Here is a 21,714-nt window from a genome sequence, read left to right on the forward strand (position 1 = left end):
CGCATCTAGCTATCATTCTCAAATGATAATTCAATAAGCAAGATTTAAATGCAATACGAGGGAGTACTTAAAAAAATGCAGGCAGAAATAGGAAGTCCGATTCAATATTATATGTTGTTCGAATCTGACTTTTTGAATGTAAATCAAATTCTAGACAAAACACTAAAAATAGAATTCATTAAACATCAATGTCTAAATTGTGGTAATGACCGCCCCATTTACAGACAAGGCTTTTGTAAAACATGTTTTTTTGAAATACCATCTGCCGGAGATTGGATAATGAGACCCGAATTAAGCAAAGCGCATTTAGATCAAGAAGACCGAGATTTAGCTTATGAAAAAAAGGTGCAATTGCAGCCACATATAGTATACCTAGCTAATTCAAGCAATGTAAAAGTAGGTGTAACCAGAAAAGGACAAATACCAACTAGGTGGATTGACCAGGGTGCACATGAAGCCATAGAAATAGCAGAAGTACCAAATAGATATTTAGCCGGCATAACCGAAGTTGCCTTAAAAGACCATGTGGGTGATAAAACAAATTGGCGCACCATGCTTACAAATACAGTTGTTGATGAAAATCTTCAAGAATGGCGCGATAAACTAAAGCAATATATACCAGAAGGGGCACTACCCTATTTTTTAGATTCTAATACAGAAACTGAATTAGAATTTCCGGTACTACAGTACCCAATAAAAGTTAAAAGCTTGAACCTAAGCAAAACACCAACCTTTGAAGGTAAATTAAAAGGCATTAAAGGTCAATACCTCATCTTTGAAGACAACACGGTTTTCAATGTAAGAGGTAGCGAAGGTTATTATGTAGGCTTAACTATTAGTTAGTACTATCGTTTTTCTTTTTCCCGAATAAGCCACCCAATATATCTTTTGCTTTTTCCTTTACAGCTTCTTCTGTTTTAACAGGAGTAGAATCTTTCTTTACAGATGTGGTAGACGCAGTATCTTTCTTAGTAGGTAAGATTCCTCCTAAAATATCTTTAGCAGCTGTTTTAGTGTCGGTCGATTTTTGACTGGTAGAATCTGTCGTTGTTTTATTACCACTTATTAAACCACCTATTAAATCTTTCGCCTTATCGGTTCCTTTTGCTATAAGCTTTTGCTTTTCAACCTCAATAAGCTTTGTCGTTAATTGCTTTACGCCTGAAGTCATATCAGTAGTAACTGTTGGACTATTATATAAGCCGCCAATATTAGCGACAACAGGTATCGTTAAATCAGCCAAAGAAGGATCATCAATCTTAGCAATTAACTTTGTAATATCTGAACCTAAATATTTCGCAGGTACTTGCAAAGTAGCTTTGTAGTTTAGTTTTTGGTCAAATGAATGGCTACCATCAACATTGATGGCAATATCCTTATAATTTAAAGTAAAAGGTTTTACAACCACAATACCATCTTTAAAAGATAACGAGGTTTTTAGGTCTTTTAAATTCAGCTGTTTTAAATCAATAAAATTCAAGTTGGAAACTAATGAATTTAGAACAGGCGCCTCTTCGGTATTCACTTCTTCAGTCATTAAATCAGCGAACATGTCCCCACTCAATGACAATAAATTTGGCATTAAATCGTCGGTTAAATTACCTGACAGAGAAATATCTGACGTTAATTTACCATTCAACATTTTCGCAATTGGCGCTATAGCTTTAAACAAATCAACAGAAGCAAAAGTTTCTTGAATACCAAGTTGATTTAAGTCTAACTTCATATTAAAAGTAGGCGTCTCATTCTTTGTGGATACATCGCCATTAAAACCGATTTTACCACCAAACATACCAGCAGTCATATTGCTTAAAGTAGCAGTTTCATCTTTTATCTTCAAAACCCCTTTTACATCACTTAATACGATATCATCATACAATACTTTTTTAGCATCTGCATTAATAGTTGCATCTAAAAAAGATGGGATTTTAATTTTTTCTTCTTGTACTGCTCCACCAGAAGTGGACTTACTATCATTTGTAGTTGCAGGAACTTCTGTCTCTGCAACCATAAAATCGCTTAAAGCAAAAGAATTAGATTTCAGATTAAAATTACCCTCCACCTTTTCATCATTAAACATAAACCCTAATAGATTGTTTATAGTACCTGTTGCATCAAAATCAGTGGTACCTGTGGTACCATTTAATTGATTTAAAGTAACAGTCTTTGGGTTAAAGGTTAAACGAGCGGCGTTAAATTTTACAGGGTTTGCCAACTCTTCTGAATTGTATTCAAAATTGGTTACACTTAAATCGCCTGTAGTACTTGTTTTTTCATATTGTTCTTTCTCTACAGACTGCATATCAAAAGCAGTAGTAATATCTGCCTTCAACAACCCTTTTAAATCATACTCAGCCGGTACGGGGTATGCTTTTGAAATATTCGCCAAGTTCATAGCCCCATCTATATGAGCTTTTACCTTAGTGTTACCCATTAACTCTGTTATGTGTGATGTAAGATTGAATTTATCTTCATCTATCATAAAAGAAGCTTTATTAACATCTACATAGGTGTCTTCTACAATACCTGTTTTATTATTTAACTGAATATCAAAAAATACATTACTTACCGCTTTTGGCAAATCTGGATACTTGAATGAAGCATTATCCGATTTTAAATCAACATGAAATTTAGGAATATGTGTTTCATCAACAATACCATTAAAATTACCATTAACAGCAAAGTCACCTGTAGTAGTTACATTTTCAATGTCTTTAGAGTAAATCTCTGGTATCAGCCCTAAGAAGTTTTTAAAATCTGAAGACGGAGTCTTAAATGTTAAATCTATTTCTTGACTGGTCTCATTTAATTTAATAAAACCATCAAATACTAATGGTAGCTGATTGATTAATGCTTCATTCTTTAAAAAAGAATATTTGTTCTCATTTAAATCTATACCTATAAGTGCATCTAGCTTAATCTTGTTTTTGTTTAAGTAATTGACACTATCCATTTCTAAAGAAATAAAAGCATCTGTATGCGTATCTAACTCAGAAGTAGCCAAAGATAAATCTCCGGTTCCTCTATGTTGAAAATCATCTAATTTAAAGGCTATACCGGTTGAATTATCTGTGTAATAAATTCTAGTGTTGGTAATTTCATAAGATTGTAGGTCCAAATTAAAACCATCGGTTGAGCTAGATTCTTCATCAGCGGCAGTTGGTTCTGAAGGTTTTGCTATATCATAGCTGGCATTCTCTTCTTTATCAACTACAACATTAATGAATGCACCATCTAAATTAATATTATTAATTGCTATAGCATCACCTTCACTTTTAAACAATTGCATAATACCCATTGTCAAATCTAGACTACTGGCTTTAAATAAAGTATCACCTTCAAAAGGAGCTTTATTTAATAGCACAACATCTTTGAAATCTACTTCTGCATTCGGAAAACTACTGACCAAGCTTAAGTTAGCCTCAGAAAAATCTAATGTGGCATTCACATTCTGATTGACATTACTTTTTATAATCTCCCCTATTTTAGCTTCCAAGAAGAAAGGAGCCGCAATTAAAACTACAATAATCAACACTAATAATACTCCAACAATTTTTAAAATTTTCTTACCCATAGTATACTTTTATACTGTTTTATTACTATTCTTAATCTAAAACATCTAAGTCCAATTCTTCATTTGGCTTTAGATTAAAACGTTTTCTCATAATATATACGAAGAAATAGAGAAAAGGGGTGTCTAGAAATGCTATAAAAATCTTAAAAATAAATCCGCTAACTACGAGACCGAAAAAAAGCTCCCACGGTAATACTTTAAAGACACATAACAACCCCACAACGGTAAACGTGTCAAGAAATTGTGATAAGAATGTCGAAAAATTATTACGCAACCACAAATACTTGCCTTTAGTCAATTTTTTCCAAAAATGATAAATAGCAACATCTACATACTGCGCTAGCAAATAAGCTATCATAGAAGCTAATACAGCTATTGGCGACAGCGCAAAAACTTTTGTAAACGTTTCATCATTTATAGGTGAAGAAGAGATTGCCGGCGCAACTTCTGCTAACAATATAATACCCATAGAAAAGAAAGATGCAAAAATACCGGCAGTAACAATTTGGTTTGCCATCTTTCTGCCATAAATTTCTGAAATTAAATCTGTTATTAAAAAAGTTATGGGATAAGGCAAAATACCTACAGATACTTCAAAAAGCGAAACCCCGAAAACAGTGAAATCCCCAAAGGGATTCCAATAAAAAAACTTTTGAAATATAAGGTTAGATACCACTAAAGAAGTGATAAACAAAGCCCCTAAATATAGATAAATACGCTCTGCTAGTTTTCTATCTTTTAAGGTCATATACTATTTAATATCTAATGCAAACGGCATTCTAGCCTGAATACCCTTTTGCTCTTTAAAAGATTGCAGTTCCTTAAGCACCTTATATGCCTCATCACCTATTTCATCTTTTAATAAATTCTCTTTAACTTGAAGACTAGCTCCTTCTAAATCTTCCATAAAGCGCTCAAATCCGCTTTTATATTTCGGAAATTTCTTAACTCCGTAAGAACTCAGCGAAGCTAACTCAGCAGCCGCTTCAATTGCATCATCTAAATTACCTAACTCATCTACCAAACCAACTTCTAAAGCTTCGGTACCGCTCCAAACTCTACCTTGCGCAACACTATCTACTTGCGCCATCGTCATATTTCTACCTTCAGATACTCTTTGTAGAAATGTTTGATAGGTTTCCTCGATACTCTCTTGAATTTGATTTTTAAAACTTTCTTGCATAGGCTCAAAAAGTGAATAATCGACAGCATTTTTATTAGTACCAACTTGCTCTGCATTAATACCTATATCACCAGCTAATTCAGTCATGTTCGGCACAGTACCGAATACACCTATAGAACCCGTTATTGTCGTAGGTTCGGCGAAAATCTTATCAGCACCAGCAGCAATGTAATAACCACCAGATGCAGCGACATTACCCATGGATACAATTACAGGCTTCACTTTCTTGGCAAGTGCAACCTCTCTCCAAATAATATCAGAAGTCAAAGCACTACCGCCTGGCGAATTCACACGTAAAACAATTGCCTTTACATTTTCATCTTCACGAGCTTTGATCAATGCTTCGTTTATAATACCTTGACCAATAATGTTAGGGCCACCTTCACCATATAAAATTTCACCTTGTGCAAAAACAATGGCAATTTTATCATCACCAGATTTTAATTTCTTTTTATTCGAATACTTTACGTAGTCATCTAATTTGCTATAGTTAATGTCGTCGTCTTTTTTAATTTTTAGAGCATTTACCAGTTTACCCTCATACTCATCATAAAAAACAATATCATCAATCAATCCTGATTGCTTCGCGTATTTCGGAGTTCTACCACCTAAGGTATCTGCAATTACATTTAAATCTGATTCAGAAATAGATCGTGTTTTTGAAATATCTACAATCATAGAATTCCAAAGCGATTGCAATAAAGAAGTTAATTGACTTCTATTGGCTTCACTCATGTTATTTTCAAGATAGGGCTCAACAGCACTTTTGTATTTTCCATGACGAATAACCTCCATCTTAATTCCAGATTTCTCTTGCAGTTCTTTATAATAAAGCACCTCAGTCGACAAACCTTTAAAATCTAAAACCCCTACCGGATTTATAAAAATAGAATCTGCTACACTAGCCAAATAATAATCGCGTTGCATAAAAAAATCTGCGTATGCGTAAATAAATTTACCTTCTTCCTTAAAATCTTCTAATGATTTTCTAATAGCCTGAGTTTGTGCCAAACCTGCCATTATAAAATTGTTATTAATACTAATTCCCTTTATACGGTCATCATTTTTCGCAACCTCAATAGCTTGTATTATTTCATCTAAACCTTGCGACTCTTCAAAAATTCCTGCGAAGGGATCTAATTCGTCACTACCTGTATAATCTGAAATTTGTCTTTGTAATTGCAACTCAAGAATAGAGTTATCTTCAATGGCAACGGTATCTTCACCACTACTAACTAAGCTTACAAAAATTAAAAACATTACAAACATGATTCCGAATGCAAACAGGGAACCCAAAATGGAAGCAAGAAAATTTCTTAAAAAATTCATTTAAATCTTTATTATAATAGTGAACAAAGATAACTAATGTGGATATGTTTTAGTTATTTTGTCCCAACATTATGGGAGTATACAAAACAGCATTCTTATCTATTGGCAGTAATTTAGGTAACCGTCAATTGTTATTACAAAAAGCTATTTTCGAAATCGGCAAAGTAACCGGCGAAATTAGGCAGGTTTCTGCTGTCTATGAAACTCCGTCTTGGGGTTTTGAAGGTGAAGATTTTTTGAATGCCTGTTTAGAATTACAGACATTGCTTTCCCCAGAAGACTTACTTGCTAAATTATTATCGATAGAAACAGATTTTGGAAGAGAACGCAGTGAAGGAAATAATTACCAAAGTAGAACTTTAGACATTGACATCCTCTATTACGAAAAAGATGTAATAAACACTACAAATTTAACTGTACCGCACCCTAAAATGCAAGACAGAAAGTTTATATTAAAACCACTTGCTGATATTACTCCGCAATTCTATCATCCCATTTTTAATAAAGACACTAGAAATTTGCTTCAAGAGTGCAAAGATAAAAGCACCATAACAAAACAAATAAAAAGACTTTTTAAAAGCAGGCATACGTTTTTTGCTAGTTTGGAGTATGTTGCCATTGAAGGAAATATTGGAGCAGGAAAAACAACATTGGCAACTAAAATTTCTGAAGACTTTAATGCAAAATTGATTTTAGAACGATTTGCCGAGAATCCTTTTTTACCTAATTTTTATGAGGATCAAGCGAGGTATGCTTTCCCTCTAGAGATGTCTTTTTTAGCAGACCGTTATCAGCAGTTTACAGAAGATACAAATCAACTAGACCTTTTTAAGAGTTTCATGGTAAGTGATTATGACATATATAAATCGTTGATATTCGCCAAGGTTACTCTACAACAAAATGAATTTGACCTTTATAGAAAGGTGTTTAACTTTATGTACAAGGAAGTTAAAAAGCCCAAAGTATACGTTTATCTGTATCAAACAACAGAAAGATTACTAGAGCAAATAAAGAGACGCGGCAGGGACTACGAACAGAATATAGAACTTACATATCTCGAGAAAATTAACCGTGGTTATTTTGACTTTCTAAGAACATATCCCAAAGAAAATCAACTCATTATAGACGTAAGCGAGCTTGATTTTGTAAGTCACCAAAGTGATTATGAAACTGTTTTAACTAAGATAGAAGACTTTGCCTTAGCCAATACATGACAATAATAAATCGCATTATTTCTTGCGTAAATAAAAAGAAAATCTTTTATTGTGAAGGCATACGTGCAACTAACTAACTCAAACTATACTAAAAAGCCTGGTCTACGACCAGGCTTTTTTTATGCGTTTAACTTACTCCAGCAATCCCACACCACAACACCCACACTAACTGAAATATTCAATGAATGCTTGGTACCGAATTGCGGTATTTCCAAAACCTCATCACTACTAGAAACCACATTTTGGGCAACACCCTTAACCTCATTTCCAAAAATAAGCACCTGTTTTTTATCTTTGGCAGGCATGTATTCGTTAAGCTGAGTTGCCTTTTCTGCTTGCTCTACCGAAATAATATGACAACCATCTCTTTTCAACCTTTCGACCAAAACCATTGTATCATCAACATGCTCCCAATCGACACTGTCAGTAGCACCCAACGCTGTTTTATGAATATCTTTATGAGGTGGTTTGGCGGTAATACCACACAAATATATTTTCTCAATTAAAAAAGCATCGGCAGTTCTAAAGACCGATCCAATATTATTTAAGCTTCTTATATTATCAAGAACAATAATTATAGGAGATTTACCGGCAAGCTTATACCCTTCAACATCAATTCTATCTAACTCCTCATTTCTTAATTTTCTCATACTTTACTAATCAATTTCATTAGTTTAACTGGTTATAAACTTATCCTCAAATATCAACAATGATTAAAATTCAAGAGATTAAACCATACTTTCGTGAAGGTGCAAAATTAATGAGATAAAGATTAAAGTGGCGGATAAAAGCAAGACAAAAAAGGTAACACCTTTAATGAAGCAATATAATACCATCAAGACCAAGTATCCTGATGCATTATTGCTATTTCGAGTAGGCGATTTTTATGAGACTTTTGGTGAAGATGCAGTAAAGGCTTCACGCATATTAGGTATTATTCTAACGAATAGAAATAATGGTGGCGAAAGAACCGAGCTAGCCGGTTTTCCACATCACTCCTTAAACACCTATTTACCTAAATTGGTAAAAGCAGGTCAACGTGTTGCCATATGCGACCAGTTAGAAGACCCTAAACAAACCAAAACTATTGTCAAAAGAGGTGTAACCGAATTGGTTACCCCTGGGGTGGCAATGAATGACGATATCTTAAACTCTAAGACTAATAATTTTCTTTGTTCGGTTCACTTCGGAAGAAAAAAAATAGGGATTGCGTTTGTTGATATTTCTACTGGTGAATTTTTAACCTCAGAAGGTAGCGAAGAGCAAATAGATAAATTACTGCAAAATTTTTCACCCAATGAGATTTTAATATCTAAAGCACATAAAAAAGAATTCTTAGAGGTATTCGGCAAAAACCATCATTTATTCTACCTAGAAGATTGGGTTTTTCAAGAAGATTATGCTCTAGAAAACCTTACATCTCACTTTAATACCAATACGTTAAAAGGTTTTGGTGTAGATCATTTAACCTGCGGTATAATTGCCTCTGGTGTGGTATTGCATTATTTAGGCGAAACTCAACATCGACAATTACAACATATATCTAAATTACAGCGTATAGCTGAAGATGATTATATATGGATGGATCGGTTCACCATTAAAAATTTAGAACTTTACCATTCTACCAATATCAATGCAGTAACGCTTTTAGATGTTATCGATAAAACCATCTCACCAATGGGTGGGCGAATGATTAAAAGATGGCTTGCATTACCGCTTAAAAATTTAGAAAAAATTAAAAGGAGACAACAGATTGTTTCTTTCTTACATGATGAAGAAATTGTTTTAGAAAAATTTCAGCACCATATTAAACAAATGGGCGATTTAGAACGATTAATTTCTAAGGTCGCCACAGGCAAGGTAAACCCTAAAGAAGTAGTACAGTTAAAAAATTCTTTAGAAGCCTTAATACCCATAAAGCAATTAGCGACCTCTTCTAAAAACGAATCGCTCGCTTTAACTGGAGACCAAATACAATCTTGCGATTTATTACGTGCTAAAATAAAAGAGATGCTTAGCGAAGAAGCACCTGTAAATATTTTAAAAGGGAGCACTATCGCAAAAGGATTTTCTGAAGAATTAGACGAGCTTAGAGGATTAGCAACTACAGGAAAAAACTTTCTAAATAAAATGCTTGAAAGGGAAACTGCCGCAACTGGCATAACATCCCTTAAAATAGCTTCTAATAATGTATTTGGTTATTACATAGAAGTTAGAAACACTCATAAAGATAAAGTACCTGAAACATGGACGCGTAAGCAAACTTTAGTAAATGCAGAACGTTATATTACCGAAGAACTTAAAGAATATGAAGCAAAAATTCTAGGAGCAGAAGACCGTATTTCAACTTTAGAGCAACAACTATTCTCTCAATTAGTAGTATGGATGCAAGAGTACATTGCCCCTGTACAAAATAATGCACACCTTATTGCTCAATTAGATTGTCTTTGTGGTTTTGCACAACTTGCAAAAGAAAACGCATACAACTGCCCTTCTCTTAATGATTCTACAGATTTAGAAATAAAAGACGGAAGGCACCCGGTTATTGAAAAACAGCTGCCTTTAGGCGAACAGTATATTGCCAACGATTTACAACTAGACAGATCTAATCAACAATTTATAATGATTACTGGTCCGAATATGAGTGGTAAATCAGCATTACTACGACAAACAGCATTAATTGTACTACTTGCACAAATGGGAAGTTTTGTACCTGCAGAATCAGCTAAAATTGGTGTTGTAGATAAAATATTTACCCGAGTTGGTGCAAGTGACAATATTTCAATGGGCGAATCTACCTTTATGGTAGAAATGAACGAAACGGCATCGATACTTAATAATCTCTCTGAGCGAAGCCTTGTTTTATTAGATGAAATTGGTCGTGGTACAAGTACATATGATGGTATATCTATTGCTTGGGCAATTTCTGAATATCTACATGAGCACCCAGCAAGAGCAAAAACAATGTTCGCGACACATTACCATGAGCTCAATGAAATGACCAACACCTTTAATCGTATTAAGAACTATAATGTCGCTATAAAAGAGCTAAAGGATACGGTTTTATTTCTACGAAAATTGGTTCCGGGTGGTAGTGAACATAGTTTTGGTATTCATGTGGCTAAAATGGCAGGTATGCCCCAACAAGTAATTCAAAAGGCAAATAAAATTTTGAAGAAGTTGGAAAATAAACATGTAAGTGAAGATGTCGGAGCCAAATTAAAAAGTGATTCTGACGAAATGCAATTGAGCTTTTTCAATTTAGACGACCCCTTATTGGAAGAAATCAAGGACGAAATCACGAATTTAGACATAGATACACTAACTCCGGTAGAAGCTTTAATGAAATTAAATGAGATTAAAAGGCTGTTAACCAAGGGTAAAAAGGCTACTTCATAAATTTTTTAATTCTTTTGCACTTTTTTACTTTGGTTTTTACAGAATTGTTTTAAATTTGCAGCCGCATCTTTTAAGAGATGCACGTTCTTAAAAATTTGCGAAAGTAGCTCAGGGGTAGAGCATCACCTTGCCAAGGTGGAGGTCGCGGGTTCGAATCCCGTTTTTCGCTCAGAAAATGTTGCCGGTCAACATTTTTTTTAAAGCCAAGTATGCTCGAGTGGTGGAATTGGTAGACACGCCGGACTTAAAATCCTGTGCTCTTTGGGGCGTGCGGGTTCAAGTCCCGCCTCGAGTACTAAAACCCTTGTTAATCTAAAGATTTTCAAGGGTTTTTTATTTTATATACTTTTCAAATTGAAGTCTTCAGTTATTCATTAACTTTAGTTATCATTACAAATGCATGCTAAAAAAAATACTAAAAATATCAGGGTTAATACTAATAGCGTTAATTCTAATCATATTTGCCTGTAATAGTATTATTTCAAGTACTGCAGAAGACAGAACATATTCAGACGTAGCATTAATACCAGCCAATAGAGTCGGTCTTGTTTTAGGTACTTCTAATCGCTTAACCAACGGCTCTCCAAACCCATACTACACTTATCGCATAAACGCAACCAAAGCGCTCTACAATGCGGGTAAGATTAAATTCATACTAGTTAGCGGAGACAATGGAAGCATCTATTACAATGAGCCCGATACCTTCAAGAAAGACTTAGTAAAAGCAGGCATACCAGAAGAGGTTATTTTCTTAGACTATGCAGGTTTTAGAACTTTAGATTCTATGTTCAGGGCAAAGTTTATTTTCGGTTTAGATGACGTAACGGTTATCTCTCAAAAATTCCATAACGAAAGAGCTATTTATATTGCAAAACAAAAAGGGCTGAATGCAATTGGTTTCAATGCTAAAGATGTTTCCGCAAGTCAAGGGTTAAAAGTTCAAATAAGAGAATACTTAGCTAGGGTAAAAGTATTTATTGATATGATACTAAACACCCAACCAAAATTCTACGGTACCGCTATAGAGATAAAATAAGTCGCAAAATTTAGTACAATAAAATATACTACATTTAGGAGCACCGACCAAAACCAATTAGAATGCTCAATTTAAAAACGATACTTAAAAACTTAGGTCCCGGTCTTCTGTTTGCAAGTATGGCCATCGGTACGTCGCATCTTGTTTTATCTACCAAAGCCGGAGCACAATATGGCTGGCTGATGATTATTCCTATAATTTTAGCTAACATATTAAAATACCCCTTCTTCGAGTTCGGCGTTCGATATACAAACGTCACCAATAAAACCTTAATAGAGGGCTATTTAAATCGCGGTAAAGGATATTTATGGTTTTATGCTATAATTAGCTTTATTACCACTTTCACCATACTAGCAGCCTTATATACCGTTACAGCCGGTCTATTTATAAATCTATTCGGCATTGGGCATAGCTCTATTGCCATGGTAGCGCTAAGTTTATTTTTAGTTATAAGTGCACTACTCATTTTTGGAAAATATAAGTTTTTAGAAATCAGCTTAAAATTCGTTGTTAGCGTATTATTTGTTGCATTACTAGTGACCACAATTTTAGTTCTAGCAAAAGGACCAGTGAGCCATGTGCAAGACTTTAAACCCCTACCCATTTTTAATGAAGTAGGAATACTGTTTTTAATAGGATTAATTGGATGGATGCCAACCAGCGTAGAAGCATCTAGTTGGATCAGTTTATGGAGTATAGAAAAATGGAAAACTCAAGACAAGCCAAGCTTAAAAGAATCGTTGCAAGAATTTAATATCGGATATACCATTACCGCCATATTAGCTGTCTTTTTTATGATAATAGGATGGTATACATTATACGGAACAAACATACAACTCAGTAATAATGCAGTAAGTTTTGCAGACCAAGTAGTTCGGTTATTTACACAACATATTGGCTCATGGGCATATCTGTTTATAGCCATTTCTGCATTTGCCACAATGTTCAGTACTTGTATGACCGCACATGATGCTTTAGCTAGAGTCAGCTTAGATATCATATCACTATTAAAACCAAAAACTACATGGTATAGAACAAAAACAGCATACGTCGCAGGCGTTTTCGCCTTAACCCTAATTAATTTTGTAGTTATAGCAGCGTTTAGTGCAAATATGGGAAATTTGGTTGCTTTGGCTACATTCGTCTCTTTCGTTGTAGCGCCAATTGTAGGTTATATGAATTTAAAAAATGTAACCAGCGATGACCTAGACCCTAAATTTCGACCAGGTAAGAAATTGAAACTACTCACCTATGCAGGAATTTTATTCTTGTCTGGTTTCGCCCTTTATTATTTCTATATCATTATTTTTTAATAATGATATAGAAATAGACAACAATTACTCCACGACAAATAAAGTACGCTCGTTTTGCTTATGAAGAAAATCTAAACAGTAAGCGCCATTAACGCAATTGTTAACAATCGTCTCTTCACCGTAACCAGTAGCCTCAATAATGTTGCTTGAATTCAACCCGTTGCTCAAAAGGTAGTTTTTGATAACATCGGCTCTTGCTTGCGACAATCTTTTATTAGACGACGAGCTGCCTCTAGTATCTGTATGTGATTGTATTCTTAATCTCATTTGAGGAAAACGAACCACAGCGTCTACAACTTTCTTAAGCTCCTCTTCTACTTGGGCGTTTAATACTGATTTACCTTTGTCGAAATAGAACTTATTTAGTTTTAATACTGTCTTGTCTTCACGTTGTGTTACCAAGTCTTCCATTCTTGAAAGACCCATATTATAAGCAGTATTTTGAATTTCCTCCATTCCCTCTTCAGAATAGGTGGTAGAAAAAATAGAATAGCCATCACTCATAGCCTGGATCGTTACTTGAGACATCCACGGCACCTCTACTCTAAAGCTACCATCATTACCTGCAATAACTTCTTTTAAAACATCTCCTTGTTGGTTCAACAATCTCACCTGAGCACCTTTTAATCCAACTTTATTCCGAAGGTTAACTACTTTACCGCCTAAGGCAAAAGTTTTTAAACCAGGTGCATTTTTAAGCTGAAAACCGTATAAGTCATCTCCACCTTTACCACCAGCTCTATTAGAAGCAAAGAATCCTGATAATCCTGTATTTTCAACATTTTGAATAATGAATCCGAAATCATCTGATGTCGAATTAATTCTGTCGCCAAGGTTTACGGGTATGGTATACGAATCATTAGGCAACATATTAGATTTGTAAATATCCATCCCCCCAAGACCATAAAAAATATCCGAAGAAAAATATAAACTACCATCAAAAACGTATGGAGCAATCTCGTTTCCTGGTGAGTTTATTCTAGGCCCTAAATTAATTGGCGCAGACATTATCTGTCCGTTATTAGTGTACACGTAATACAAATCTGTACCACCATAGCTATCATCAAAATTGGCAGCAAAATATAATCTTTCAGTAGCATCATCAAAGTAAGGATAATAAAAAGAAGTACTTAAATCTTTTAATATAAACCTAAACCTGTTATTCTTTGTAAGCGTACCTATTGCCAATGCATTTTTACCATTCTCATTATATCTAAGCTCTCCATCTTCTTCATTAGATAGGATGTAAAAAAACGTTTCAAGTTTTTCAGAATAATATGGTGTAGATTTATGAAAGTCAGTTGCCGGAATTTCTTTAAAAGCTTCTACATCAACCAAATTATTATCAGAACCCAATCTTGCAAAGTAAATGTCTAAATACGACTCACCCGTTGGTTTATAAACATTTTTAGTATTGCGACCTCTACTACTACTAAAGAGTACACCGTTTTTATAAAATGCCGGCGAGAAATCTCCCTGTACACTATTTACCCCTAAATCTCTTATGATACTATTATCTGTATTAGAAGGAATTTCTAATAAACTATAATTAAACTCTGCATTTTCTAAAAGTTCTGGAGATAATTTGTCTGCTTTTGATTTTAAGAACATTTTTACTCGATCTCTTTCTGAGTTTTTAGAAAGACTCTGCAACATTTTATTAAATCTGTTGACAGACATTATAGTATCGTTCTTATTGACCTTTAAATAAAGTTCAGAAGCACTATCAAAGCTACCTGTACTAAAATAAGAATCTGCAAGGTTCAATAACTGATGGTTGGTTAATGAATCTTTTTGCATTTCACTTTTATAGGCTACAATGGCTTTTTCATATTGATATCCATAAAAAAGATTATCGGCTTTAGATTTTTTGTCTTGAGCCGTACTTAGAAATGGTACAAAAACTAGTAATACTATGATTAATTTAAATTTCATTTTAGTTCTCTTTAAAAGAATCGAGGTGAATCAACTTGTTTTGGTATACCTTTTGCATTCTTATCACTACTCCCTTTAGATTTCGAAGGTCCTTTTCTACCTAAATAAAATTTAAGTATGATCTCATGAGACCCGTTATTGAAGTCTCCAAGTAAGTTTGTGTTATAATCATACGAATACCCTGCAAACAAGGTATTGGATATTTGAAAGCCTGCCAAACCACTAAAAGCATTGTCAATTCTATACGAAACACCCGCAGTAACCACATCGGAAATCAAGAAATTCGTTGACAAGTTAACATTGACAGGAGAACCTGAAATGGTATTTACTAAAAATGCAGGTTTAAATTTTAGATTATCTGAAAGTTCAAAAACGTAACCCCCTATAAAATTGAATTGAAGCTTATCTTCTACCACAGATGCAATTTCGTCATTGTACACTCCTTCGGTTAAAAAGTTAGGTACAGAAGCACCAAAATACCAATCTTCTGAATACAAGAAAGCACCAGCACCTACCGTTGGGTAGAATTTGGTTAACATCTCATCACTAAGGTTTTCACCTGGGTTCTCAAAAGTACCTTTCGAAAAATCAACATTTAAAAACGAACCACCGGCATCAATACCAAAAGACAATTTCGTTTCATCGGTGACCATTATTTGATATGAGTACGATATATCAGCATAAGTCTGTGTTGCAGGTCCCAATTCATCATTTACAATATTAATACCTAAACCTACTTTTTCATTCTTAAAAGGCAAGTTTGCACCGAAACGAAAAGTTCTAGGTGCACCAGGTATATCAATCCACTGAGCTCTATACAATCCTGAGAATTCAGGGTTTTCTACCGTACCAACATAAGCTGGGTTAAAACTACCAATATTATACATGTACTGGGTGTACTGCGGTTCTTTCTGTGAATATGCATTAAAGCTTAACAGAGAAAATAGTACTAAAGCAATAGTATAACTCGATTTATTAAAGTTATAATCCATAATTTATTTTATCTAATAAGCTGTATCCAACCTTTATCCAATACTGCAGGTTGATTATTAACACTATAATTCATGATATAAAAATAAGTTCCTTTTGGCGATTCTTTCCCTTCATAGGTACCATCCCAAACATCGCCATCATTTACTTTTTCAGTTTCAAAAACAAGATTTCCGTAACGATCGTAAATTTTTATTTTGTACTGTAAATTAACCTCTACTTGCGCACCGGTTTCAGGATTCGTTAAAGTTCTATTAATACGTAGAACCTCATTTTGATTATTACCGTTTGGCGAGAATTGATTGAACAGGAAGCCCGGGTCGGCAGGGCTTTTCTGAATTACCTCAACCTCAACGGTTGCTTCATTATTCTCTGTATTACCATCCCTTGGTGTGGATCTAACAATATTTGCTGTATTCGTATATGTACCCAAAGCAGGAACTCTTGCTATAATTCTTAATGTTGCTGTTTCTTCCCTATCTAAAGAAGGAATATTCCAATTACCGGATGCTTCATCGTATGTGCCATTAAAATCTGACTCTGCAGAAACAAATTCAAATCCGTTTTCTATCGATATTAAATCATTGACAATAATATCGGTCACTACATCAGATTCAGAAATATTAGTAACTCGGATAATAAATTCTACTTCGCCACCCACCAATGCTTTATCTGGACGAGCCTCTTTCTCAATTCTAAGATCAACGCCTTCTGGAGCCTCTGTACTCAATTCTACAGTTGCTTCGTCATTTTCAGGATTATTATCAGAAGGAATAGATTCTAGTAGTACAGCAGTGTTCGTGTAAGGCCCCTGCTCTGCCACTACTACAGTGATAGATAGTTCCAAAGAAATACCTGCTGAAAGTTCTGAAATAGTCCAATTTCCAGATACCTCATCATAATCAGTAGCCTCAGGAGCATCTGCAGAAACAAAATCAAAACCTAATTCTAAAAAATCACCAACAACAATAGCTCTTGCGGTTCTGTCAGATAAATTGGTAATTAAAATTTTAAAAATAATCGTATCTCCAATTAAAGCATCAATATTATCAACAGATTTCAACACTTCTAAATCAATTGGATCATCACAATTGGGCGTAGCCACCGGGTCACAAGGGTCATCAGGGTCAGAACCATTTGTTTGTTCGTCTAAATCTGAAATTCCGTCACCATCGGTATCACAACTACCATTAAATCGATTAGGTATACACGGATTATTATTGGCAGGATCTTGTTGATCATTTACTCCATCATTATCGGCATCAGCAGTATTAGATTCCAAAGCATCGATAATTCCGTCTTCATCCTCATCTAAAGGATTAGCAATATCATCACCAACCTCAACTCCATCTTCAATACCATCACCATCGGTATCAGCATCATTAGAATCTGTACCAAGAGTTACTTCTTGACCACCTAAAAGACCATCATTATCATCATCGGTTTCGCAATCGCTAACGTTTACAGTTACATCTACAGTAGGGTTAACACATGGTGCAGTAGAATTTGTTGTCGTAAATCTAAAAACATAAGCACCAGAAGCAAAATCTTCGAATTCCACAACATTTGTAGAACTAATAGCTACATCGTTTTGAGGTCCGGAAACAAAAACCCAAACCCCAGGATCAGCTCCATTCAATCTCGTATCCAAATCAATAGTAGTAAGTCCGTTCGCAGCCACATTACAGATAGAACCGTTTGTTGCCGTGCCAGTGGTAGCTTGAGAACCTATTCTAGCAATAACAGGTTGTCTGTCAGTTGTACATTCATTTTCGGTTGCTTCTACATAGTATGTCGCGGTAGCGTTTAAAGAAGGAGTTGTAAATGTTTCGCCCATTGCAATTGGCGTAACTGCATCCAAAGAATCATACCAATTAACAGAAGCGCCATCAGTTGGTTCAACACTTAATAATAAAGTACCAGGACCACAACGTTCATTATCATTAATAACAGTTAATTGCGGCAACACATTTCTAACTATTTGCACTTCGATGGTACCACTTGCACAATCATTAGCTGCGTCATAGAAAAAACCGTAGTAAGAAGCAGGCAAATCTACATCTTGAGCTTCTGCAGCCGTCAAGTGAGAATTTGTATTCAAAGGATTGGAAACTCTACTCCAAGTTAAAACAGTTCCCGCAGGTGCTGGGCTACTTGTAAAATCGAATAGATTTGCTGAAAAATCATCTCCAGCCTCTTCTACACAATAGATATTTGAAACTGTAGTATCAAGTGTTGGAGCAGCAACACAGTTATCGTCATCTTGTATGGTACCAGTAGCTATACCCCCGCTTGCAAGTTGTACATTATTAGTAGGTAACCCTAATTGAATCGTAAATGTTTCTGTATTTTCAAGAACAGCGTCATTATTAATAGGCACTGTAATTGTTTGGATTTCGTTTGCTGTTCCTGTAAAAATCAGCGAACCATTAGTACCCGTATAATCTGTACCTCCACCTGTAGCCGTATCATCTGCAAAGGAATAAGTTACGGTTGTACCACCAACAACTTCCAAATCAAGAACCACATCAAATTCCATTTCACCAGCTGCATCATCTTCATTTAAAGAATTATCGGAGATTGTTAACGTGGCTTGGTCATTATCATTAATTTGAACCGTTGCCGTACGTGTAGGTCCGGAACCTAGTATGTAACCTGTACCAGTTGCCAATGTGATTATTACGCTTTCAGTTCCTTCTTGAACTGCATCATTGATTGGAAGAATATCAATTTCAATCTCTTGTTCTCCAACAGGAATACTAACAGCGTTAGCATTTATAGCCGTATAATCAACACTATTATCTGCAGTACCACTAATCGCATAGTTTACTATAATTGGACCTGTTGTATTATTTGGAGCACTTAAGCTAACCGTAAATTCTCCAGAAGAAACAGCACCATTACTTTCGGCAGCCGTACCATCTGATGCAGTAATTTGTGCAACATTGGTATCGTCACTTACGATTATCACCGTAGCACTATCTGGACCGCCAACCGTATAATCAGGACCATTTACCAAAGTTAACACTACTGTTTCGTTACTTTCAATATCGGTATCATTAATTGGCGTAAGTGTAATAACACCTGTACTTTCACCTTCTTCAATAACAACCGTACCTGATAGAGCTGAAAAATCATCTCCCTCATCTGCTGTACCACTAACTGTATATTCAATTTCAATAGGTGCTCCGGTCGCATTGATCATATCTACATCAACGGTAAAAACACCTACAGTTAAAGGACTTTCTCTGGCTGTCGCAGTTGTAGATTCAATAGAAGCCTCAAAAATATCATTATCAAGAATGGTAACCGTATCTGTATCTGGAGTACCAATTGTATACGAATCGCTATCAATACCTGTAATTGTCAACACTACAGTTTCATCTCCTTCTACAAGATTATCATCATCAGGAATTATATAAATATTCGTGGCACTGGCACCATCATTAATAATTACATTTCCTGTAATAGAATAATCGTCTCCACTAATTGCCGTACCAGAAAGTTCATAATCAATCTCTACAGGCTCCCCAGTATTATTCTCATTGTCTAATAAAAACCTGAATCTTCCACGATCAGCTCCTGTAGTAGCCCCCTCTATTGTTTCAGGCACAAAAGCAGTAACAGAAACCTCTCCAAAATCGTTGTCCTCAATATTAATGGTAACCTCACTATCTACTCCTATAAAATAGTTAGGTTCATCTTCAACTAATTCGATATTAATAGTTTCTTCACCTTCAACAAGATTATCATCGTCAACTACAATATCTACAGTTGCACTACCAACCCCAGCAAAATTATAAGATATATCAATTTCTTCATCTAACTCCTGATAATCGATATTTGAAGTGGCTGTACTAGTTAATAATACATTATAATTAACTGTAACACTACCGGCACCAAATCCTGGATTAATAACATTAATTCGAAAACTACCAGATACTTCTCCCTCTTCAAGAGCATCGTTGATTTTTTCAATAGTTACGTTTTGAGCATAAGCACTTTGAGAAAAAGTACCTAAAAAAAGGAATCCAAAAACGAAAAGGAATTTCTTTAGAATCCTACTAATATGAGGAGTCAAAAAATTATTATATATACTTATTTTCATAGCATTCTTTATCATTCCCAACAATAAGGCTGAAGGATGTTCTAAATCCATAACCAAAAATGAGGGTCTCAATATTACAAAAAAATCAAGGTAAACCCCTCACAAACAGTTGAAAAAAGGATTTATAGGTTAAATGGTAATATTAAGGAAACAATGGTTAGTCTGTTAACTCTGGGGCTTGCGTAGTTGCGTTAGGTTCAATTTTTCTCACTAACCCTTGTAACACCTTTCCAGGACCTATTTCTGTAAAAACCGTAGCACCATCTTTTACCATTTGCTGTACACTTTGCGTCCATTTTACAGGGGCTGTCAATTGCAACATCAAATTCTTTTTAATCTCATCTGCACTAGTCACCGCAGTGGTAGGCACATTCTGGTATATTGGGCAACTAGGCGCAGAAAATGTAGTATTAGCAATTGCCGCAGCTAACTCTTCTCTAGCAGGCTCCATTAAAGGTGAATGAAAAGCGCCACCAACAGGCAACATTAATGCACGCCTTGCCCCAGCTTCTTTCAATTTTTCACAAGCTTCTTCTACTGCAGATATTTCACCAGAAATTACTAATTGACCCGGACAGTTATAATTTGCAGCAACCACAATTCCAGAAGTTTCTGCACATACTTTTTCTACAACAGCATCCTCCAGACCTAAAACGGCTGCCATGGTAGATGGTTTAAGTTCACAAGCTTTTTGCATTGCCAAGGCTCGTTGCGATACTAATTTTAATCCGTCTTCAAAACTTAAGGTATTATTTGCAACCAAGGCAGAGAATTCTCCTAATGAATGACCAGCAACCATATCTGGTTTAAATGAATCTCCCATTACTTTACTCAAAATAACAGAGTGTAGGAATATAGCTGGTTGAGTTACCTTGGTTTCTTTCAATCCTTCGGCAGTACCTCTGAACATTACCTCAGTAATCTCAAAGCCTAATATTTCATTTGCCTTAAGAAACAACTCTTTTGCAATAGGGTATTTTTCATATAAATCTAAACCCATTCCAACAAATTGAGCACCTTGCCCAGGAAAAACATACGCGTTCATAACTTTTAGTTTTGGTGGGGCAAAAATACGTATTTTAGATAGACTGTAATACCCAATTGCATATTTGGATACCCACCTATTCTTTAAACCAACCAGAATACATTGTATAGGCTTCGGCAATTCTATTAATTTCACCAGAACTTAATTCGGGACTAATATCTTTTATTTTCTTTGCCGGCATACCAGCAAAAATACTACCAGATGGCACGTGGGTGCCTTTAGTTAGCACAGCTCCGGCAGCAATAATACTATTACTTTCTACTACACAATCATCCATAATAATACTACCCATACCAATTAGCACATTATCATGTATGGTACAGCCATGTACAAGAGCATTATGCCCAATAGAAACATTATTACCAATTGTGGTAGGAGACTTTAAATACGTGCAATGAATTACGGCACCATCTTGTACATTAACCTTATCGCCCATTTTAATAAAATGAACATCGCCACGTAGTACTGCATTAAACCACACACTACATTGCTTACCCATACTTACTTCACCAACTATTGTTGCATTTTCTGCAATAAAACAATCTTCACCTATAACGGGTTCTTTACCCCTAACTGCTTTTATCATTG

Annotated in this window: 14 protein-coding genes and 2 tRNA genes; 7 read left to right on the forward strand and 9 right to left on the reverse strand. The window is 35.1% G+C overall.

Annotation, left to right across the window (positions count from 1 at the left end):
- The first annotated feature begins 48 nt into the window (after positions 1 to 48).
- A complete protein-coding gene (locus Q0871_RS08965) occupies positions 49 to 843 on the forward strand; it encodes a DUF2797 domain-containing protein (RefSeq protein ID WP_299321180.1) in 795 nt (264 codons plus the stop codon).
- On the opposite strand, the gene Q0871_RS08970 is transcribed toward Q0871_RS08965, so the two are convergent.
- The 3 genes from Q0871_RS08970 to sppA are packed head-to-tail and all read right to left on the reverse strand — an operon-like array spanning position 836 to position 6,086.
- Positions 836 to 3,574 carry an AsmA-like C-terminal region-containing protein gene (locus Q0871_RS08970; protein ID WP_299321181.1) on the reverse strand — a complete coding sequence of 913 codons (2,739 nt, stop codon included), beginning with the start codon at positions 3,572 to 3,574 and terminating at the stop codon, positions 836 to 838. The two genes, Q0871_RS08965 and Q0871_RS08970, sit on opposite strands and share 8 nt — an antisense overlap.
- A 31-nt stretch (positions 3,575 to 3,605) precedes the next feature.
- Positions 3,606 to 4,322, reverse strand: a complete 717-nt coding sequence (locus tag Q0871_RS08975) for a queuosine precursor transporter (RefSeq protein ID WP_299321182.1) — start codon at positions 4,320 to 4,322, stop codon at positions 3,606 to 3,608.
- 3 nt (positions 4,323 to 4,325) lie between these two features.
- The gene (gene sppA, locus Q0871_RS08980) at positions 4,326 to 6,086 is read right to left on the reverse strand and encodes a signal peptide peptidase SppA (RefSeq protein ID WP_299321183.1); all 1,761 of its coding nucleotides are present in this window, start codon (positions 6,084 to 6,086) and stop codon (positions 4,326 to 4,328) included.
- Between the two features lie 71 nt (positions 6,087 to 6,157).
- Between sppA and folK the strand changes: the two genes are divergently transcribed.
- Complete coding sequence (folK, locus tag Q0871_RS08985; RefSeq protein WP_299321184.1) at positions 6,158 to 7,300, forward strand: 2-amino-4-hydroxy-6-hydroxymethyldihydropteridine diphosphokinase; 1,143 nt, start codon at positions 6,158 to 6,160, stop codon at positions 7,298 to 7,300.
- Between the two features lie 119 nt (positions 7,301 to 7,419).
- On the opposite strand, the gene Q0871_RS08990 is transcribed toward folK, so the two are convergent.
- Positions 7,420 to 7,950 (reverse strand): RNA methyltransferase, encoded by a 531-nt coding sequence (locus Q0871_RS08990; RefSeq protein ID WP_299321185.1) that lies wholly within the window; start codon positions 7,948 to 7,950, stop codon positions 7,420 to 7,422.
- Positions 7,951 to 8,116: 166 nt separating this feature from the next.
- Between Q0871_RS08990 and mutS the strand changes: the two genes are divergently transcribed.
- The 5 genes from mutS to Q0871_RS09015 all read left to right on the forward strand — a co-directional run bounded on the left by mutS (position 8,117) and on the right by Q0871_RS09015 (position 13,048).
- A complete protein-coding gene (gene mutS, locus Q0871_RS08995; RefSeq protein ID WP_299321186.1) occupies positions 8,117 to 10,699 on the forward strand; it encodes a DNA mismatch repair protein MutS in 2,583 nt (860 codons plus the stop codon).
- A gap of 97 nt (positions 10,700 to 10,796) precedes the next feature.
- A tRNA-Gly gene (locus Q0871_RS09000) sits at positions 10,797 to 10,868 on the forward strand.
- 42 nt (positions 10,869 to 10,910) lie between these two features.
- Positions 10,911 to 10,994 (forward strand) — tRNA-Leu (locus Q0871_RS09005).
- A 105-nt stretch (positions 10,995 to 11,099) separates the two neighbouring features.
- Positions 11,100 to 11,735, forward strand: a complete 636-nt coding sequence (locus Q0871_RS09010; protein ID WP_299321187.1) for an ElyC/SanA/YdcF family protein — start codon at positions 11,100 to 11,102, stop codon at positions 11,733 to 11,735.
- 62 nt (positions 11,736 to 11,797) lie between these two features.
- Positions 11,798 to 13,048, forward strand: a complete 1,251-nt coding sequence (locus Q0871_RS09015; protein WP_299321188.1) for an NRAMP family divalent metal transporter — start codon at positions 11,798 to 11,800, stop codon at positions 13,046 to 13,048.
- 24 nt (positions 13,049 to 13,072) lie between these two features.
- On the opposite strand, the gene Q0871_RS09020 is transcribed toward Q0871_RS09015, so the two are convergent.
- From Q0871_RS09020 to Q0871_RS09040, 5 genes are all read right to left on the reverse strand, one after another.
- Positions 13,073 to 14,983, reverse strand: coding sequence for an OmpA family protein (locus Q0871_RS09020; RefSeq protein ID WP_299321189.1), 1,911 nt, complete (start codon positions 14,981 to 14,983; stop codon positions 13,073 to 13,075).
- 11 nt (positions 14,984 to 14,994) lie between these two features.
- Entirely contained in the window at positions 14,995 to 15,975 is a 981-nt protein-coding gene (locus Q0871_RS09025; RefSeq protein ID WP_299321190.1) for a type IX secretion system membrane protein PorP/SprF, read from the reverse strand.
- A gap of 8 nt (positions 15,976 to 15,983) precedes the next feature.
- Positions 15,984 to 20,132: a Calx-beta domain-containing protein gene (locus Q0871_RS09030; protein ID WP_299321191.1), complete on the reverse strand. Its 4,149-nt coding sequence runs from the start codon at positions 20,130 to 20,132 to the stop codon at positions 15,984 to 15,986.
- A gap of 106 nt (positions 20,133 to 20,238) precedes the next feature.
- Positions 20,239 to 21,126, reverse strand: coding sequence for an ACP S-malonyltransferase (gene fabD / locus Q0871_RS09035; RefSeq protein ID WP_299321192.1), 888 nt, complete (start codon positions 21,124 to 21,126; stop codon positions 20,239 to 20,241).
- A gap of 76 nt (positions 21,127 to 21,202) precedes the next feature.
- Positions 21,203 to 21,712, reverse strand: coding sequence for a gamma carbonic anhydrase family protein (locus Q0871_RS09040; RefSeq protein WP_073242428.1), 510 nt, complete (start codon positions 21,710 to 21,712; stop codon positions 21,203 to 21,205).
- Between the last annotated feature and the right edge of the window lie 2 nt (positions 21,713 to 21,714).

Origin of the sequence: uncultured Maribacter sp. (assembly GCF_947500985.1) — a bacterium.
GTDB lineage: Bacteria > Bacteroidota > Bacteroidia > Flavobacteriales > Flavobacteriaceae > Maribacter.

Bases quoted from the DNA above. Each gene is read 5' to 3' on its own strand.
- Q0871_RS08965 (WP_299321180.1), top strand. From the start codon at position 49: ATGCAATACGAGGGAGTACTTAAAAAAATGCAGGCAGAAATAGGAAGT.
- Q0871_RS08970 (WP_299321181.1), bottom strand. From the start codon at position 3,574: ATGGGTAAGAAAATTTTAAAAATTGTTGGAGTATTATTAGTGTTGATT.
- Q0871_RS08975 (WP_299321182.1), bottom strand. From the start codon at position 4,322: ATGACCTTAAAAGATAGAAAACTAGCAGAGCGTATTTATCTATATTTA.
- sppA (WP_299321183.1), bottom strand. From the start codon at position 6,086: ATGAATTTTTTAAGAAATTTTCTTGCTTCCATTTTGGGTTCCCTGTTT.
- folK (WP_299321184.1), top strand. From the start codon at position 6,158: ATGGGAGTATACAAAACAGCATTCTTATCTATTGGCAGTAATTTAGGT.
- Q0871_RS08990 (WP_299321185.1), bottom strand. From the start codon at position 7,950: ATGAGAAAATTAAGAAATGAGGAGTTAGATAGAATTGATGTTGAAGGG.
- mutS (WP_299321186.1), top strand. From the start codon at position 8,117: ATGAAGCAATATAATACCATCAAGACCAAGTATCCTGATGCATTATTG.
- Q0871_RS09010 (WP_299321187.1), top strand. From the start codon at position 11,100: ATGCTAAAAAAAATACTAAAAATATCAGGGTTAATACTAATAGCGTTA.
- Q0871_RS09015 (WP_299321188.1), top strand. From the start codon at position 11,798: ATGCTCAATTTAAAAACGATACTTAAAAACTTAGGTCCCGGTCTTCTG.
- Q0871_RS09020 (WP_299321189.1), bottom strand. From the start codon at position 14,983: ATGAAATTTAAATTAATCATAGTATTACTAGTTTTTGTACCATTTCTA.
- Q0871_RS09025 (WP_299321190.1), bottom strand. From the start codon at position 15,975: ATGGATTATAACTTTAATAAATCGAGTTATACTATTGCTTTAGTACTA.
- Q0871_RS09030 (WP_299321191.1), bottom strand. From the start codon at position 20,132: ATGGATTTAGAACATCCTTCAGCCTTATTGTTGGGAATGATAAAGAAT.
- fabD (WP_299321192.1), bottom strand. From the start codon at position 21,126: ATGAACGCGTATGTTTTTCCTGGGCAAGGTGCTCAATTTGTTGGAATG.
- Q0871_RS09040 (WP_073242428.1), bottom strand. From the start codon at position 21,712: ATGATAAAAGCAGTTAGGGGTAAAGAACCCGTTATAGGTGAAGATTGT.